This window comes from Nocardia sp. GTS18 (assembly GCF_013839555.1).
GTDB classification, from domain to species: domain Bacteria; phylum Actinomycetota; class Actinomycetes; order Mycobacteriales; family Mycobacteriaceae; genus Nocardia; species Nocardia rosealba.
Genome location: NZ_JACBIU010000019.1, coordinates 1 through 16344 on the forward strand (window position 1 = coordinate 1; position 16344 = coordinate 16344).

Genomic DNA, 16344 nt, shown 5'->3' on the forward strand with positions numbered 1-16344 from the left:
GCGGCCCCTCAGGGGCCGCGCTCGAGCGCGCCAGCGCTCCAACAAACACAGCCCAATACCTCCGTGGTGCACAAAAACACAAAGGTGGTTTCCACACCTCCCTGGTGCACAAAACACCAAGGTGGTCCCTTTCAGCTGCAACCCCGGCACATAACCGAACCACCCCAACCACACGAAAAAGCCCCACTCCACGAATGGAGCGGGGCTTCTACAGCGAGCCTCTACTTCGGCTTGTCAGCCCAGACAGTAGTACCGTCCGGCGCCTGCAGCACCTGCAGCAGTTCCCAGCCAGCGACACCCATAACAGGCCCACCGACGGCGATCATGCCGACGATGCCGCCAACGGCAGCACCGACCGTCAAGCCGGGAATGCACAGCGGAATGGTCACGACGCACCCGATCACCGCGCCGATGGCGGTGCCGACGAAGGTGCCGATCGCGGTGCCGATGCTGAACTTCGAGGAGAAGTCGTTGATCGCCTTCTGGTTCTCCTGCGCCGACGCGATCTCCTGGCCCTGCAGGACCGGCTTGACCGGCTTGGCGGCGACCGGCGCGGCGACGATCTCGACACCCTGCGGCTTCTCCGGGGTCAGCTCGAGCACCTTGGAATCCTTGACAACCTCGACCTTGGTCGGGATGTCGGTGCCGTTGATGGCAAAGTTGATCGGCAGCGCCACCACCACGTTGCCTGTGGTGTCCTTGATCTCGGCGACCTTGGTCTTCGGCGCCTCCGGGGTCTCGCCCTCCTGCTCGACAATCGAGAAGGTGCCATTCTGAAGGGTGGCGACCACGGTCTTGTCGACCAGCTTCACCGAGTACTTGATGCCCTCGGGCGCCACGGGCTCAGCATGCGAGGTCCCAGCGGCCACCGTCATGGCCCCGATAACCAAGGCGGCACCCGCAACGGTTTTACGGATGTTCATTGAAGTTCCTATCCATCAGGTGTGGTGCGGCGTGCGATCAAGCGACACGCGAGACTCGTCAAGCGGACGCACCCTTGTGAGATGCTCCCAACTTCTCCCCGAGCAGTGTGAAGACCGGCACAGCAGACAGAACGTCTGGAGCCTAGTAGACCGAAACCCCTGATGCCAGCACAGTTTCCAGGGGCATGGGTGAGGCTGCCCTAACCCATCGCGTCGGCAGACGAGGTTTCCCATGCTCAATCACAAACACGACCCGACCGGGTCAAACATGCTAGTGACATACATCACATAATCAGCGGTACGTACGGCTGTTCAGGGACCGCCCCGGCAACCTGCCCGCAAGAAAATCGACGGCGAATCCGAGGACACCGATCACCAGGATGATGGCGACCACCTGATCGTAGGCGAGCTGGTCACGGGCGTTGAGGATCTGGTACCCGAGTCCCGATCGCACACCGAGCATCTCGGCGGGCACGAGCACGATCCAGGCCGTGCCGAGCCCGAGCCGCAGCCCGGTACGAATGTGGTCGCGCACGGCCGGAATGATGACAACGCGCAGTTGCTCGGCCCGGGTCGCGTGGAACGAGCGCGCCACGTCGAGGAAGCCGCGATCGATGGCGTGCACCCCCGCCACTGTGTTCAGCATGATCGGCCACACCGCCGCCGCGGCGACGAGGAAGTACACCGGTTGGTTGCCGATGCCGAACACGGCGATGGCGATCGGGGTCCACGACAGCGGCGAGATCATCCGCAGGAACTGCACCACGGGCGAGGCGGCCTGTTCGATCCGGGTGCTGAGCCCGATCAGCAACCCGATCGGCACGCCGAGCACGGTGGCGATCGCGAGCCCGATCAACAACCGCCACAGGCTGATTCCCGCGTCGGCGACGAGCACACCGCGTTCGTGCAGATCGGCGATGGCGGGCAGCACGTGCTGAGGCGCGGTGCGGCGCAGCAGCGAGTGTTCCGGGGAGAACACCGTGGTCGCCGTCCACCACAACCCGACGGTGACGAGCACGGCGAGCACCGGCGGCCACACCCTGGCCAGGACCGAGCGCGAGACGGTCGAGCCGGTTTTCGGTGGGGCTTGGGTCGTTGTAGTCACAGCAGGTGCACCTGTTCAGTTCGGTCGAGGCCGGTGAGCCCGAACGCTTGTTGCCCACCCTGTGCGGCAAGGGAATTCAGCACGAAGGTGTCGTCGACGAGCTCGCTGTGCGCGCGGGCCGGGTCGAGGGTGTCGAGGAAGCCCCGGTCGCCGTCGACGACGGTCTCGTGCATCTCCTCGACCAGCCGCCGGGTGAAGCTCGGGTACGGGTAGGGCTGGAACCCCACCAGCTGCGGCGACCAGTCGGGCCGCTGGAACTGATAGGGCGGGTTGGGGTAGGCGAGCGCGGTCCGTACGGCGGGCAAGGGTTGCGGTAGGTAGCTGCCGGTGGTGAGCGCTTCCGCGGCGCGCGGCCGGTCGGTGCCGATGCGTAGCTGCGCCGCGACCACCGCGTCGGTGACGGCTTGGACGGCGTGCGGTCGTTCGGCGATCACGTCGTCGCGGGTCACTAACACGCAGCAGGCATGTTCACGCCACACGTCACCGAGGAACACGTGAATGCGCCCGATCTTCTTGATCTGGGCGATGGCGTTGAACGGGTCGGCGACCACATAGCCGGAGATGGACCTGTTGGCCAGGGCGGGAACCATGTCCGACGGACTCATCACGATGAGCTCGACGGTCCGTTTGGCGCGCGAGGCAGTCCGGCGAACCACGGGTGTGATGTCGTGGGCGCGCAGGAGTTTCTGCAGCACGATGTTGTGGATCGACCACCAGAACGGAATGGCCACCTGGGTGCCGATCAGCTGTTCCAGCTCGGTGATGTCGGGTGCGACGGTGAGCGCCGACCCGTTGGTGTGGTTCCACCCGAGCACCCGCACATTCGCCCCGAGCACCTGCCGCAGCTGAATCGCCATGGGCATCAACAGGTGCGCCACATCCACCTGTCGTGAGACGAACGCTTCCGCCAGCCCCGACCAGCTGCGGAACATCACCGGTTTGGCGCTGCTCACCGACCCTGCGGGGTAGAGGTGTGCCGAGTGCGCGATCAGCAGCGGTGCCGCGTCGGTGATCGGCAGGTACCCGATCCGCAGTGCCTGTTCGCGCCGTTGCCCGGCGCCTGCCGCGCTGCGGACCAGGTCGGCCGACCCGTAGAGCCCGGCGGCCGCGGTGAGTCCGGCCGCTCCGGCGAGCAGGTGACGTCGTGAAAGCCCGCTCACGACACCACTACTTCGTCCGGGTGGTACTGCCCGAGAATATCGGCGCGCAACGCGTCGCCGCCGTCGCGCACCTCGGTCCATTCGCGCCGGATGCGGCCCTTGTCGAGCAGCACGATGCGGTCGGCCAGATCCATCGCCTCGTCGACGTCGTGGGTGATGAGCACGACCGTCGCCTCGATCTCGGAGACGAGTTCGGCCAGCCACTTCCGCAGGTCCAGGCGGGTGGCCGGGTCGAGCGCGCTGAACGGTTCGTCGAGCAGCAGCAGCCGGGGCCGGGTGGCGGCGGCGCGCAGCACTGCGACGCGCTGCGCCTGCCCGCCCGACAGCTCGCCGGGGTACCGCTGCGCCAGCGCCCCCAATCCGAAACGGGCAAGCAGGATTTCGGGGTAGTCCTTGTCGAACTCGCGCCGGTGCGCGGCGAACCGGCCGGCGAGCGAGATGTTGTCGATGACGGTGAGCCAGGGCAGCAGCAGCGCCTGCTGGAAGACCACCCCGGTACGCGGGCGGGCGCCGTCGGTGCTCCAGCTGATGGTTCCGGTGGTCAGCTGTTCGAGTCCGGCCAGCACGCGCAGCAGCGTCGATTTGCCGCTGCCGCTCGGACCGAGCACGGCGAGGAATTCACCGCGGTCTACGTGGAAGTCCACGTCGTCGAGCACGGTGCTTTCGCCGAATGTCTTGCCACCGCCGTCGACTTTCAGTTCCCAGATACTCAATTCGGCCGTCTCTCGAGAAAAGTGTCACCAAGGGCCGCGCGCACCGACGTCGGCGCCGGTGCGCGCGGAGTGCCTACGCGCCTTTGACGCCGGTCAGGCGGGTGTACATGCCGCCGTGCAGGTAGTCGACGACCACATCGGTCAGCCGGTCACGGAAGACCTGCTCGAACGGGTGCAGCTCCCGGAAATGCGATCCGACGATGCCCGACTTCACGAAGTTGTAGCCGTTGATCGGGTACCGGCTCAGCCCCGACGTGCGCGGCAGCGCGTCGATGATGCGCACCTGGGTGCCCGGCGTGAGGTTGCCGAGCAGTTCGGCCAGCTTGTCCGACGGGTGCGGCACACAGCTGAACGCGATGCAGCTGAACAGGACGTCCACGTCCTGGTTCACGGGCAGTTCGGCGATGTCCTCGGTGAGCAGAGTGACGTTGGGCCAATGGTTCTCGTCGACCCGCTTCTGCGCCTTGGCGAGGATGGCGGCGTTGTTGTCCACCCCGATCACGTGCCCGGTCGGTCCGACGGCGGAGAGCAGCGCCGGGAAGGCGAGGCCGGTGCCGCACCCGAGGTCGGCCACCTTCTTTCCGGTGAGGTCGAGGCCTTCGACCAGGCCCGGATGCAGTTTGTCGATGCCACCGAGCGACAGGAACCACGCCGTCCGGTCGTAGATGGGGGCCGCGATGTCGTACCGCTCTGCGAATTTCATGCGAATCTCTCAGATCTCTCGTCGGTGGGTTATCGGGGGGTGAGCCGGACGTTGAAGCCGCCCTTGATCATCGGCGCGAGGCCGGGGTCTTCCACGAGCTGCCAGTTCGGCGGGAGCTCGATCTTGTAGCGGCTGAAGATGAGCGCGACCAGGTACGGCGCGATGAGGTAGCCGAGCTGTGCGCCGGTGCAGCGGTGCGGGCCCGCGCCCCAGGCCAGGTAGTGCAGCACGCGCGGCTGGTCGACCCGCTTGCTCTGGTCGTAGAAGCGTTCGGGGTCGAACACATCGGGGTCGGTCCACCAGCGCGGGTCGCGGTGGATCGTCGAGATCGGCACGCCGAGCATGGTGTTGGGCGCGATGTCGTAGCCCTGGTAGTTCGCGCCCCGCGCGGTGAAACGCAGCAGCAGCGGAAGGCCCTGCATGCGCATGCCTTCCTCGAAGCACGCCTTCACCCAGTGCATGCTGCGCACCGATTCGATGGTCGGCTTGGACAGGTCGACCGAGCTCGCCTCTTCGACCAGCCGGTTCTTGGCTTCCTCGGCCAGGCAGGTGCGCACGACGGTCTGGGTGATGGCGCCCGCCGTCGTGCCGTAGGAGGCACTGGTCATGGTCGCCACGTCGAAGCACAGGTCCCAGAACGTCATCGGGGTCTTGAGCTTCTTGTATCCGGCGAGCATGCCGTCGAGCACGTCGTTGTAGGTGCCGAGCGACGGCGAGTTCTGCCGTTCGACCACCCGGTCGCGCACGATCTTGCCGGCTGAGTACACCGCCCACGGCCGGATCTTGTACCGGCCCCAGGGGCGAACCAGATTCGGCGGATCCGCGATCTTCAGCGTGGAGCCGAGGAATTTCGTGAACGTCGACAGACCGTCGTGCAGATCGTGAATTTCCTTGGGCGTGAACGGTTCTGTGAAGGTCTGGGCCAGCACGCCGCGCAGCAGTGTCTGGAAGATAGCCTCTTGCAGGTCGGTCACACCGTCGGCATCGGTCGCGGCGGCGATATTCGACTCGAGGCTGGTCAGGTAGGCATCGGCATTGGCGTGGAAGGTGCTCTTGAGGCCGTCGCGGGTCACCAGCGGGCTGACGATGCGTCGCCGCTCGCGGAACAATTCGCCCTCGATGAAGGACAATCCGTTCTGCCGCTTGGCAATTGCCGGGTGGTAGTTGCCGAATTTGCTGTAGTCGCCGGAGGTGTCGCCCATCGCCGCGTGCGCGTCTTCGGGATTGGCGATCACCACCAGGTCGCGCAGCGGCAGTTTGATCCGCACCACATCGCCGTACTGGCGCACCGCGTCACGCAGGAACTTGTTGCGGTCCTTGGCGTATTCCGGATAGGAGCCCATGATCCGGTGGCCGGGCGGACCGGGCAGGTGCCGGTTGGAGAGCCTGCGACTGGTGATTCCGGTGACGGATGGCACCTTCTCCGCCGTGGCGTGGGGACATTTCTCGGTCATCACAAACCTTTCCTCTTACGGAAGACGTGGGCACGGACCAGCCCGCCGAGGTGCCGGGCCGTGGATTCCAGTTCCAGGCCGGCGTTCTCGCAGCGCGCGAGGGTGTGTTCGACGCCGCGATCGAGTTCGACTTCTCTGGTCATGTGGGCGACGGAATCCATGCCCGCGATGGCGGCGGCACCGCGGATGAGTCGCAGCCGCAGCTTCAGCAGGTTGCGCAGCAGCGGACTGTCGGGCATGGCGAGTTCGATCAGCAGGAACCGCCCGTCGGTGCGCAGCACCCGCACCGTTTCGGCGAGCGCGGCGGCGGGGTCGTCCATGTCGTCGAGGGCGAAACACATCACGGCGGCGTCGAAACTCGACGACGGGAAGTCGAGCGATTCCGCGCTGCCGAGGGCGAGCTGCCAGTCGTTGCTCGGCCGCTTGCGCCGCAGCCGGGCGAACTTCTGTGCGGCGACGGCGAGCATCTGCTCGTTGAGGTCGACGGCCACATACGACAGGCGAAGCGGGTACACGGCCGCCAGCGCGGCCCCGATCTCGGCCGTTCCGGCGGCGATGTCGAGCACTTCCGCGCCCGGCCGCAGGTCGAGCGCGCGGACGGCGCGGCGGCGCAACCGTTTGTCGCCGCCGAGGGTGAGCAGCGAGTTCACCGCGTCGTAGCGCGGTGCGATTCGGGTGAACATGGCCTGCGGGGTGGCGGGGCGTGTTCCGGCCATCGCGATCTCCTCGGGTTTCACCGGCGCGGGTCGGCGCGGCGCGCGACGCGCACCGCCTTCTCCGCGCCGAAGGCCAGCAGGGTGGACAGGGCGCCGGTGCGGGCGTTCTTGCCGTCGCGGGCCCACCCGGTGAGCAGGCCGGCGAATTGGCGGATGTGCGCGCGGCCGGCGAGCACGGGTGCTTCGGCGGCGGGGATTCTGGCGTCGATCAGCGTCGGCCCGTCCCCGGCGAGTGCGGTGCGGAAGGCGTTGCCGAACTCCTTGGCGGAGCGCACCGTTGTCGCGCGCACGCCGCAGTGCCTGGCGAACCCGGCGAAGTCGATTTCGTGGAAGCCCGACGCACGGTCGGGCCAGCCCATGATCCAGCTCTCGAATTTGATCGCGGCCAGGGCGTTGTTGTTGAACACCACGATCACCAGCGGCGAACGTACGTCGGCGGCGTTGCGCAGTTCGGCCAGGGTGATGCCGATACCACCGTCGCCGACGATCGCCACGGACACCTCGTCGGGGTGACGCACGGCCACGTCGACGGCGGCGGGCACCGCGAATCCCATGGTCGCGAACGAGGCGGTCCACAGGTAGCGGTGGGCCGAGCGCACGTAGCGGTAGGCCCAGAGCGTGTTGATGCCGACGTCGACGCTCAGGGTGGACGGCTTGTCCAGGTGCGCCAGTTCGCTGTCGATGATCTGGGCAACCGTGGCGGCGCGCAGCTTGCGTGCGCTCTCCCTCGGCTTGCGGCGCGGCCGTTCGGTGGCTTCGGGTGCGCCGCGTTTCTCGCCGAGCAGACCGACAAGTGCTTCGAGAGTTTCGCGTGCGTCACCGAGCAGCCCGACCGAATCCGACGGCAGGCGAAGGAAGGTGAGCGGATCGGTGTTCACCGAGATCACCGGGTTGTGGCCGACCATCTCGAAAGCCGAACCGCGCCAGGACACTCCGATCACGATGACGAGCCCGCTACGCCGGACCCGCTGCATGGCGTCGTCGGTCCCGGAGGTTCCGACCAGTCCCGCGCAGTGTTCGCCGACCACGTCGGCCGCCAGCGCACCCATCGTGCAGTAGAGCGGACTGCCTGTGCGGGCGGCCAATTCGACGAGTTCACGTCGCGCACCCGCCGCCCCGCGCCCCACGATGATGGAGATGTCCTCGGCGGCGCCGATGAGTTCGGCGGCCCGCACGATGTCCTCGGGTGCGGCGGTGGCGCGGCCGGGCAGCCCGATCAACGACGGTGGGATCGCGAACGACCGAGCGCTGTCCACGAGGGCGCCGCTGTCGCGGGCGGCGATGGCCGTGCGTGTCACGTGGATGTGGGTGACGCCGCGGCCACCACCGGCGATGGTCGCGAACGCGTCGCGCAACCGGACCGCGTCCTTGGCACCACCGTCGAGAACCACCGAGACGGCGGCGATATCGGCGAGCACGTCGACGGGATCGAGCAGCCAGGGTGTGGTCTCGACGGAGACCAGCACCACGGACGCGTCGTCGAAGGCGGCGTCGTAGAGCCCGTTGAGCTGGCCGAGGAGTTCGGCGGGCGAGGTCACCACCGCGCAGGAGGTGGTTCCGTCGGCCTTGTACGCCGCGGTCGCCCGCATGGCCGCGGCCTGCACATCGGCGACGACATGCAGGTCCAGCTCAGCCGTGGCACCTAGCCGCGCGCGGCTGTTCTTCGACAGATACGCGGAGCCGACGCCCCGGTGCGCGAGTGCCGCGAACAGATCGGTGACGTAGTCGACGACATCGACATCCGGTGCCGGAGCGGGCCGGTCGTCCTCGAGCGCCGAGGTGAGGACGAGCGCCGGACCGTGCCGGTCCTCGCTCAGGCGGGACCGCAGTTCGGTGGCGTCACCGGCCCAGAACACCCCGATACCGAATGCCTTGGCCAGGTCGCTCACCGGCACACCGGGCTCGGCCCGGCATACCACGGTGACGGGCACGTCATACCTTGCGGCAGTGGAGAATTCGGAGATGTACTGGTCGAGCGAGTCCAGGTCGGTGAGCGCGTAGGAGCGAGCACCGTTCGCGAGGGCCAGGCCGATGGCCAGCGGCAGCGCGGAACCCTCCGCCTCGAAATTCCAGGAACTGTGCAGCTGCGCGCGCTCACCGAGGTAGCGGTGGGCGAGCTCCCTCGTCGCCCCGGGATCGACGGCCACCGAGGCACCGGCGAGCGCGTCGGCGAGCACACCCCAGCCCTCGGGTGCGTTCGGATCCGCCGGTGCGACAGGGGCACTCGCCGCAGGTGGGGTACCGCGCCTGCTCCACACGGCCGACACGAGCGCGTGCAGGATCTGCGGGACCTCCCCCGCGATCCCGATCCGCCTGCTCTCCTCGTCGAACCCCGACGTGGCCACATCGGTGATCTCGAGCAGCAGCTCGAGCGACGGAAAGTGCCGTGCCACACCGGCGGTCGGCCTGCCGATCAACAGCACCTGCCGGGCGTCGGACTCCTCGATCGGCGGCACCGACCAGTCCGGAATCCCCGCTTCGGGCAGGGCTGCGATCGGCACACCCAGCGCGTCCGCGAGCAGCAGCGCACAGTCCGCGACCGCCGTGCCGCCCGCGCCGAGCACGATGACACCCGGTGCGGAGCAAAGGTATTCGGCCAGATCTTCGACGCGCTTCTTGTCCACGTCGGGCGCTGTCCGTGCGCCGAACCGGTACGGGCTCTGTTGCTCGAGCCCCTCGATGGGGGAGTTGAGCACATCGGACGGCACGGCGAGGTGCGCGGAGGTCTGTTCGAGCCGCACCGACAGCACTGTCTGATCGAAGACGGCGAGCTGATCGGGCGAGACGATGTCGGTGGAGCGCCACGTTCCGTCACGGAACAGTCGCGCCGAGTCGATCTCCTGGAACGATTTCGTGCCGATCTCGGCACGCGCCACCTGCCCGGAGATGGCCAGCACCGGCAGCCGGTCGTAAAGCCCGCCGTACACGCCGGGCAACAGGTGGGTGGCGCCTGGACCGGCCGTGCCGAAGCACACTCCGAGGGTGCCCGGCCCCTGCGCGTAACCGACCGCCATCCAGGCGGCGGCACTTTCGTGACGCACCGCGATCAGCTCGATTTCCGGCCGCCGTCCTACCGCGTCGACCAGGCAGTTCACCGATTCGGCAGGCATGCCGAACAGGTAGCGCACGTCGTGGCCGATCAGCCGGTCGACGAGGGCGTCGGCGAACCGTGGCCGCCCGAGCACGTCGGCGCCCAGGTTGGTGTTCATCTGCATGTCAGTGCCTCCACTCGTCTGTATCCCCGCGCGAGTACGTCGACGACGTCGGCGAGGTGCCCCCTGGCAGGAACCGTGATCCGGACGCCCGCGTCCGGGTAGCAGCGCACCGCGATGCCCGATTCGGCGAGGTGCGCCACGAGTGCCGCCGGATTCGGTGTCGGCACCCAGACGAAGTTGCCGGACGAATCGGGCACGTCGATGCCGTGGCCGCGAATGGCCGCGACGAATTCAGTCCGCACCGCGATCACCGAATCGACCTGCGCCTCCAGCTCGTCCACCACGCCGAGCGAGGCGACGGCCGCGGCCACCGCGAGCCGGTTCACCCCGAACGGCATCGCCATCGAGCGGCAGGCGCCGATCAGGTCACCGTGTCCGACCGCGTAACCCACGCGCAGGCCCGCCAGCCCATACGCCTTCGAAAAAGTACGAAGCACAACAAGATTGGGATGTTCCTTGGCCATTCGCAGGGCCGCCGACCGGTCGTTGTCCCGGTCGAATTCGATATACGCCTCGTCCACCACGACGACCGTGTGCTCCGGCACCCGCGCCAGTACCTGCTCGATCTCCTCGGGCGTCACCTGTTCACCGGTCGGGTTGTGTGGTGAGCAGATCAGGATCGCGGCCGCGTCGTCGCCCGCCGCGTCGACCATCTCCGTCAAGGGTTGCCATCGATTCGGTGTCCCGGTCACCGGCACCGCGATACCGCCCGCGCCGAGGACCACCCGTTCGTAGGCGTCGAAGGCGGGCACCGCGTACACGACCCGGCCACCGTGGCCGGCGACCCAGCGCAGCAGATAGGCGAGCACGCCGACACTGCCCGGCCCGACGACGACTTGATCTGGGGTGCAGCCGGCGAATTCAGCAATGGCACTGCGCAAATCGCCGTACGCGGCGGCAGGGTAGGCGGCCGCGTGTTCCACCTCGTCGGCGATCGCGGTGCGCACGCTCGGCAGGGGCGCGAAGGGCAGCGCGTTGTTGGACAGGTCGAGCGCGGCCGCCGAGGTATCGGCCTCCTCACCGGATCGATATTCGTCGAGTAATACCGTGTCGCGCACCACCGTCATCCTTTCCGCCGTCACCCGATGTCTTCCTTTTTCCGGGTATCGAGTTTCAGCGCGTCCATAGCGAAAATGACCACCAGAGATCCAGCGACGACCAGCAGCGAGGAAATCGAGGGATCGGCCAGCAACACCCAGGTCGACAGATATCCGGTCGATACGATCATGTCGAATCGCAGCATGTTGTTCGCCGACTGATTGTCGTCGCGCAGGATCATCCGCGCGCCCTGCACACATGCCACCGGGAACCAGGCCAAAGCGAACAAATACTTCGCTTCGAATTGTCCGGCGACCACCAGGAAAAGCGGCCCGAGATAAACGAGAACAGTGGCGGCGGCAGCAGCGACAGCCGCCTGCTGCCGTGTCGCGAAAATGGTGGCCGAGGTCGACAACCCGGCTTCCCGGTCACCCTCGAAATCCGGCAGGTTCTTCACGAATCCCTTGGCGACGAACCAGAGTAACAAATACGCGGCCATACTGAGGAAGGACCAATTTCCCGCGATCGCCGGACCGTTCTCCGCGACGGCGGGCGCCATCAGAAACGGCAATGCCACATCGAGCGCGAAGAACACGAGCGAACCCATCGGCCGCGCCTTCATCCGCAGCGGTGCCAACGAGTACTGATGAGCGATGAGCAGGCACAGGGCTGTGAGCAGCAGGAATGCCGGGCTCACCACGGCTGCGGCCACGAGCATCACCGCACCGGCGGCGTAGCTGCTCCGCAGCAGTCGCCGGCGCCCGTACAGGCCGAGCAGGTACAGCCGGGCCGGGATGTTCTGATTGTCTTCCGCGATATCGGAATAGGCATTGAACAGGTTGGCCACGGCACTGTAGAGGAACGTGACGAAGAAGCCGAGCAGAACATCTATACCCATCGGCACGTCCAGCAGTACACACCCCAGATAAAACGCGAGCATGCCGGGCAGGCAGGTGCGCGGCCGCGCGAACGAGAGAAACAGGCCGACCCGTTCCACCAAGCCCGTGGTGAACCCGTCGGACGAGTTCACCCAGTCGATTCTTTTCTCCGCCGATTTATGCAGAAATTCGTCAAGCGTCGGTTCAGGAATTGTTCCAGTCACAATCAAAGCCCACTCGTCACCCGTTTGCGGCCCGGCCGCGGAAGAGGCGGCTGGGGCGACCATACCCGAGTTTCGAAAAGAGCGGCAGTGTGTGCAACCGGCGCTTTCTCCGGTTGCACACTCCGGCCGTTTCACAAATGCGGTATAGGTTTCCCTATGCTGATCGACTTCGTGCCCGACAAGAACCTCTACCCCTTCGAGTCACGCTGGTTCGACTCCTCCGCAGGCCGTGTCCACTACATCGATGAGGGATCGGGGCCGACGATTCTGTTCTGCCACGGCGTCCCCGCCTGGAGCTTCCTCTACCGCCACGTCATCGCCGAGCTGCGTACCAGGTACCGGTGCGTCGCCGTCGACTATCTCGGCTTCGGCTTGTCCGAGCGGCCCGAGGGTTTCGGCTACACCGTCGCCGAGCACACCGGCATCCTCGGCGATCTCATCGACCACCTCGGCCTCGACGACTACGTGCTGATGGGGCACGACTGGGGTGGCCCGATCGGCCTGGGTGCCAGCATCCCCAGAGCCGAACGCCTGCGCGGAATCGTGCTGGGCAACACCATCTTCTGGCCCATCGAGGCGATGGCGAATCGCGTCTTCGCCCAGGCCATCCGCACCGGACCGATGCAGCGCCGGGTACTCGAGCAGAACTTCCTCGTCGAGCGCGTGTTGCTGTCGGAGCTCGGTAAGACGTTGAGCCCGGCCGAGATCGACCATTACCGGTTGGTGCAGCCGTCACCGCAGGCACGCAAGGGACTCGCGGTGATCGCCAAGCAGATCGTCGACGCCCGCCCACTGATGGCTCAGCTCGCCCGCGACGTGCCCGCGGTCCTCGCCGACAAGCCGACGCTGCTGGTCTGGGGCATGCGGGACATGGTGTACCGACCGAAGGCCCACATCCCCCGCATGGTGTCGACCTTCACCGACGTGGAGGTCGTCGAACTGCCACAGGCCCGCCAGTTCATCCAGGAGCACGCCCCCGTCGAGATCGCCGAGGCCATCGCCAAACGGTTCCCCTAGGGCAGTGCGGTCGCGGCGACCGGCGCGGGCGCATCCGATTCCGCGCGGGGTCGCCGCGCCAGCAGGAACGCCGCGACCGCCGCCGGCCCACCCATCACGATCCCGTAGGTGGCGGCGGGCACCGCCATCGCCTCGCTGCCGAGTGCCGACACCGCGACCGCGATGGCCAGCGTCGCGTTGTGGATCCCGATCTCCATGGACGAGGCGATGGCCTGCCGGATATCGACCCCGAACCAGCGGGGCACGTAGTAGCCGACAGCCAGGCTCAGCACCGACAGCAGCAGCGTGATCGCGCCGAGCTTGCCGAAATTCGCACGCAGCGTGTCGAATTCGGAGCCGACTGCCACACTCACCGCCAGCACCAACACCGCCATGGAACCGAGCTTCACCGGTTTACCCATCCGGTCGGCGAACGCGGGCCGCGCGTGCCTGATCCACATCCCGACGGCCACCGGCACCAGCACGATGACGATCACCTGCACCAGCTTGGCCGGCTGCAATCCGACCGAGGCGTCACCGTCCATGAACGCCGCCACCGACAAGGTGATCACGATCGGCATGGTGAACGCCGCGATCACCGAATTGATCGCGGTGAGCATGATGTTGAGCGCCACGTCGCCACCGGCGAGATGGCTGAACAGGTTGGCCGAGGTGCCGCCCGGCGAGGCGACGAGCAGCATCATGCCGACCGCGAGCACCCCGGTGAGGCCGAAGGCGAGCACGAGCAGCACACAGATCAGCGGCAGCACCACGAGCTGGCAGACGAGGGCGACGGCCGCCGCCTTGGGATGGCGAACCACCCGCCGGAAGTCGTCCGGTGTCAGGGTGAGTCCGAGGCCGAGCATCACCACCACGAGCGCGATCGGCAGCACCACCGCGAATTGCGAAGAACCCATCATCACTCCTGTTTCGCCCGGTCGGCCACCAGCAGCTGCCCAAGGGCGATCCCACCGTCGTTCGGTGGAACCTGCCGGTGGCTGTACACCGCCAGTCCGGCGCGTTCGAGCATCACCATGCAGTTGACCAGCAGGAATTCGTTGAGGAACACACCGCCGGAGAGCACCACCTGCCGGATGCCGGTGGTGTCGGCCAGGTGCAGGCACTGCCGGACGACCATGGCGACGACCCCGCTGTGAAACCGCCTGCTGATCTGGTCGAGCGCGGTCCCGGCGGCCAGGTCGGCCGCGATCGCACGAATCACCGTCCGGTGGTCGACTTCTACTGCGGTATAGCCGAATTCGTACCCGTCGACGAGCGTGAGGTCGCGATCGAGCAGACCCTCGAGTTCGATCGGGCCTTGCGCCTCGTATTCGGCCCGCGAACACACGCCGAGCAGAGCCGCCACCGCGTCGAACAACCGGCCCATACTCGTCACCTCGGGCGAGTTGATGCCACGAGCGCACATGGTCGCGTAGACGTGCCTGCGTTCGTCATCGAGCGCCTCGAGCACCGGAAAGGCCTGCACCGCAGCATCGATGGCTCCGAACGCGTCGACAGCCACAGCGACACCCGTCCGGATCGGTTCGCGCACAGCCTGATCGCCACCGATCAGGGCCACACGCCGCAGGTGCGCTGCCCGTTCGACCTTGCCGTAGTCACCGACCAGGAACTCACCGCCCCAGATGGTGCCGTCCGTGCCGTACCCGGCCCCGTCGAACACCACGCCGATCGCGGAGCCGTCGAGCTTGTTCTCCGCCATGCAGGCGGCCATGTGCGCGTGATGGTGCTGCACCGCGATCGGCTCACCCGTCTCACCGATACCGCTGTGGCCCATATTGATCCGGAAGTCCGGATGCATGTCGTACACCCCCGCCTCGGGCCGCAGGTCGTACAGCGAGGCCAGGTGGGCAGCGGTTCGGCGGTGCGATTCGAACGTCTCGTCGTTCTTCAGATCACCGATGTGCTGGCTCAGATACACCCGCGTGCCCGCCGACAACGCGACCGTCGTCTTGAGTTCGGCACCGTAGGCGACCAGCGGCCGCAGCGGACGACCCACCTCCACCGGGTACGGCGCGTACCCGCGCGCACGGCGCAGGAAGGTCAGCAGTGGCCCGTCCAGATCCGGGTGGATCGACACCCGGACCACGGAATCGTCCACCCTGGACTCGATGTCGCGGTCGTGGTACAGAATCGCGTCCGCGATCTCGAACAGGTGCGCCAGCGCATCGTCATTGCGGTGGACGATGGGGTAACCCGACACATTGCCGCTGGTCATCACGAGCACATCGGTGTCGGCCTCGTCGAGCAGCAGGTGGTGATGCGGCGCGGAGGGCAGCATCACCCCCAGGTTCGGGTTCCGTGGCGCGACACTCTCCGGCACCGCGCCGGTTCGCTTGCGTGCCAACAGAATCGGTCGCGCGGGCGAACGCAACACCTGCTCCTCGGCAGCCGACAGTTCGACGATCCGATGCGCGGTATCCAGATCCCGCACCATCACCGCGAACGGTTTCGAATCGCGCCGCTTGCGTTTCCGCAGCAACGCCACCGACGCGGCATTCATCGCATCGACGGCCAGATGGAAACCGCCCACGCTCTTCACCGCGACGATCCGACCTTCCGACAGCTCACGCACACTGCGGCGCAGCGCGTCCTCGTGCACCGTGCCGTCGGGGTAGGCGAGGAACAGCCTCGGCCCGCAGTCCGCACACGCGTTCGGCTGTGCGTGGAAGCGCCTGCTCATCGGATTCCGGTATTCCGCATCACAATTCGCGCACATCGTGAACGCGCGCATGGTGGTCTGCGATCGGTCGTAGGGCAGCGCGCGGATGATCGAATACCGTGGCCCGCAGTTGGTGCAGTTGATGAACGGGTAGCGATAGCGCCGGTCGGCCGGGTCGCGCAGCTCGGCGAGACAGTCCGCACATACGTGGGTGTCGGCGGGGACGAGCGCCACCTTCTGCCCCGAGTGCTCGCTGTGCACGATCTCGAAAGTCGACGCGCCCGACCCGCCCGCCACCCGGCTCAGCGCCACCACCCGGTCCACACGCGCCAGCTCGGGCGCCCGGTCGGCCAGCTCCGCGCAGAACGATTCCAGCGCGGCCTCGGCGCCGCTCGCCTCGACGAGTACGCCCTCGGGATCGTTGCGCACCCAGCCCGTGAGCTGCCGTTCGCGGGCGAGTTTGTAGACGAACGGGCGGTATCCCACGCCCTGCACGACCCCGGTGACCCTGATCTGCCAGGTGGCGGTCATGGCGGCCC

At 67.1% G+C, this 16344-nt stretch carries 13 protein-coding genes; 1 reads left to right on the top strand and 12 read right to left on the bottom strand.

Annotation, left to right across the window (positions count from 1 at the left end; genetic code table 11):
• Positions 1-221 precede the first annotated feature (221 nt).
• From HYG95_RS16265 to HYG95_RS16310, 10 genes are all read right to left on the bottom strand, one after another.
• Positions 222-923 carry a hypothetical protein gene (locus HYG95_RS16265; RefSeq protein WP_255495417.1) on the bottom strand — a complete coding sequence of 234 codons (702 nt, stop codon included), beginning with the start codon at positions 921-923 and terminating at the stop codon, positions 222-224.
• Positions 924-1215: 292 nt separating this feature from the next.
• Positions 1216-2028 (bottom strand): ABC transporter permease, encoded by an 813-nt coding sequence (locus HYG95_RS16270; protein ID WP_370465821.1) that lies wholly within the window; start codon positions 2026-2028, stop codon positions 1216-1218.
• Positions 2025-3188: an ABC transporter substrate-binding protein gene (locus HYG95_RS16275; protein WP_181698766.1), complete on the bottom strand. Its 1164-nt coding sequence runs from the start codon at positions 3186-3188 to the stop codon at positions 2025-2027. The genes HYG95_RS16270 and HYG95_RS16275 overlap by 4 nt, the downstream gene beginning before the upstream one ends.
• Positions 3185-3901 (bottom strand): ABC transporter ATP-binding protein, encoded by a 717-nt coding sequence (locus HYG95_RS16280; protein ID WP_181698767.1) that lies wholly within the window; start codon positions 3899-3901, stop codon positions 3185-3187. The genes HYG95_RS16275 and HYG95_RS16280 overlap by 4 nt, the downstream gene beginning before the upstream one ends.
• A 73-nt stretch (positions 3902-3974) precedes the next feature.
• Positions 3975-4604 carry a trans-aconitate 2-methyltransferase gene (locus tag HYG95_RS16285; RefSeq protein ID WP_181698768.1) on the bottom strand — a complete coding sequence of 210 codons (630 nt, stop codon included), beginning with the start codon at positions 4602-4604 and terminating at the stop codon, positions 3975-3977.
• A gap of 29 nt (positions 4605-4633) precedes the next feature.
• Positions 4634-6058, bottom strand: coding sequence for a cytochrome P450 (locus tag HYG95_RS16290; RefSeq protein WP_181698769.1), 1425 nt, complete (start codon positions 6056-6058; stop codon positions 4634-4636).
• On the bottom strand, positions 6058-6774 hold the full coding sequence (locus HYG95_RS16295) for a class I SAM-dependent methyltransferase (protein WP_181698770.1): 717 nt from the start codon (positions 6772-6774) through the stop codon (positions 6058-6060). Before HYG95_RS16295 ends, HYG95_RS16290 begins: the two co-directional genes overlap by 1 nt.
• Positions 6775-6791: 17 nt before the next feature.
• A complete protein-coding gene (locus tag HYG95_RS16300) occupies positions 6792-9989 on the bottom strand; it encodes a thiamine pyrophosphate-dependent enzyme (RefSeq protein WP_220139506.1) in 3198 nt (1065 codons plus the stop codon).
• Positions 9980-11071, bottom strand: a complete 1092-nt coding sequence (locus HYG95_RS16305; RefSeq protein ID WP_181698772.1) for an aminotransferase class I/II-fold pyridoxal phosphate-dependent enzyme — start codon at positions 11069-11071, stop codon at positions 9980-9982. The genes HYG95_RS16300 and HYG95_RS16305 overlap by 10 nt, the downstream gene beginning before the upstream one ends.
• Positions 11068-12192 carry a UbiA family prenyltransferase gene (locus HYG95_RS16310; protein WP_181698773.1) on the bottom strand — a complete coding sequence of 375 codons (1125 nt, stop codon included), beginning with the start codon at positions 12190-12192 and terminating at the stop codon, positions 11068-11070. Before HYG95_RS16310 ends, HYG95_RS16305 begins: the two co-directional genes overlap by 4 nt.
• Positions 12193-12285: 93 nt before the next feature.
• On the opposite strand from HYG95_RS16310, the gene HYG95_RS16315 reads away from it, so the two are divergent.
• Entirely contained in the window at positions 12286-13146 is an 861-nt protein-coding gene (locus HYG95_RS16315) for a haloalkane dehalogenase (protein WP_181698774.1), read from the top strand.
• Here the strand turns inward: HYG95_RS16315 and HYG95_RS16320 are convergent.
• On the bottom strand, positions 13143-14042 hold the full coding sequence (locus HYG95_RS16320; RefSeq protein ID WP_181698775.1) for a bile acid:sodium symporter family protein: 900 nt from the start codon (positions 14040-14042) through the stop codon (positions 13143-13145). The genes HYG95_RS16315 and HYG95_RS16320 overlap by 4 nt on opposite strands.
• Before the next feature lie 2 nt (positions 14043-14044).
• Entirely contained in the window at positions 14045-16336 is a 2292-nt protein-coding gene (gene hypF / locus HYG95_RS16325) for a carbamoyltransferase HypF (protein WP_181698776.1), read from the bottom strand.
• Positions 16337-16344 lie beyond the last annotated feature (8 nt).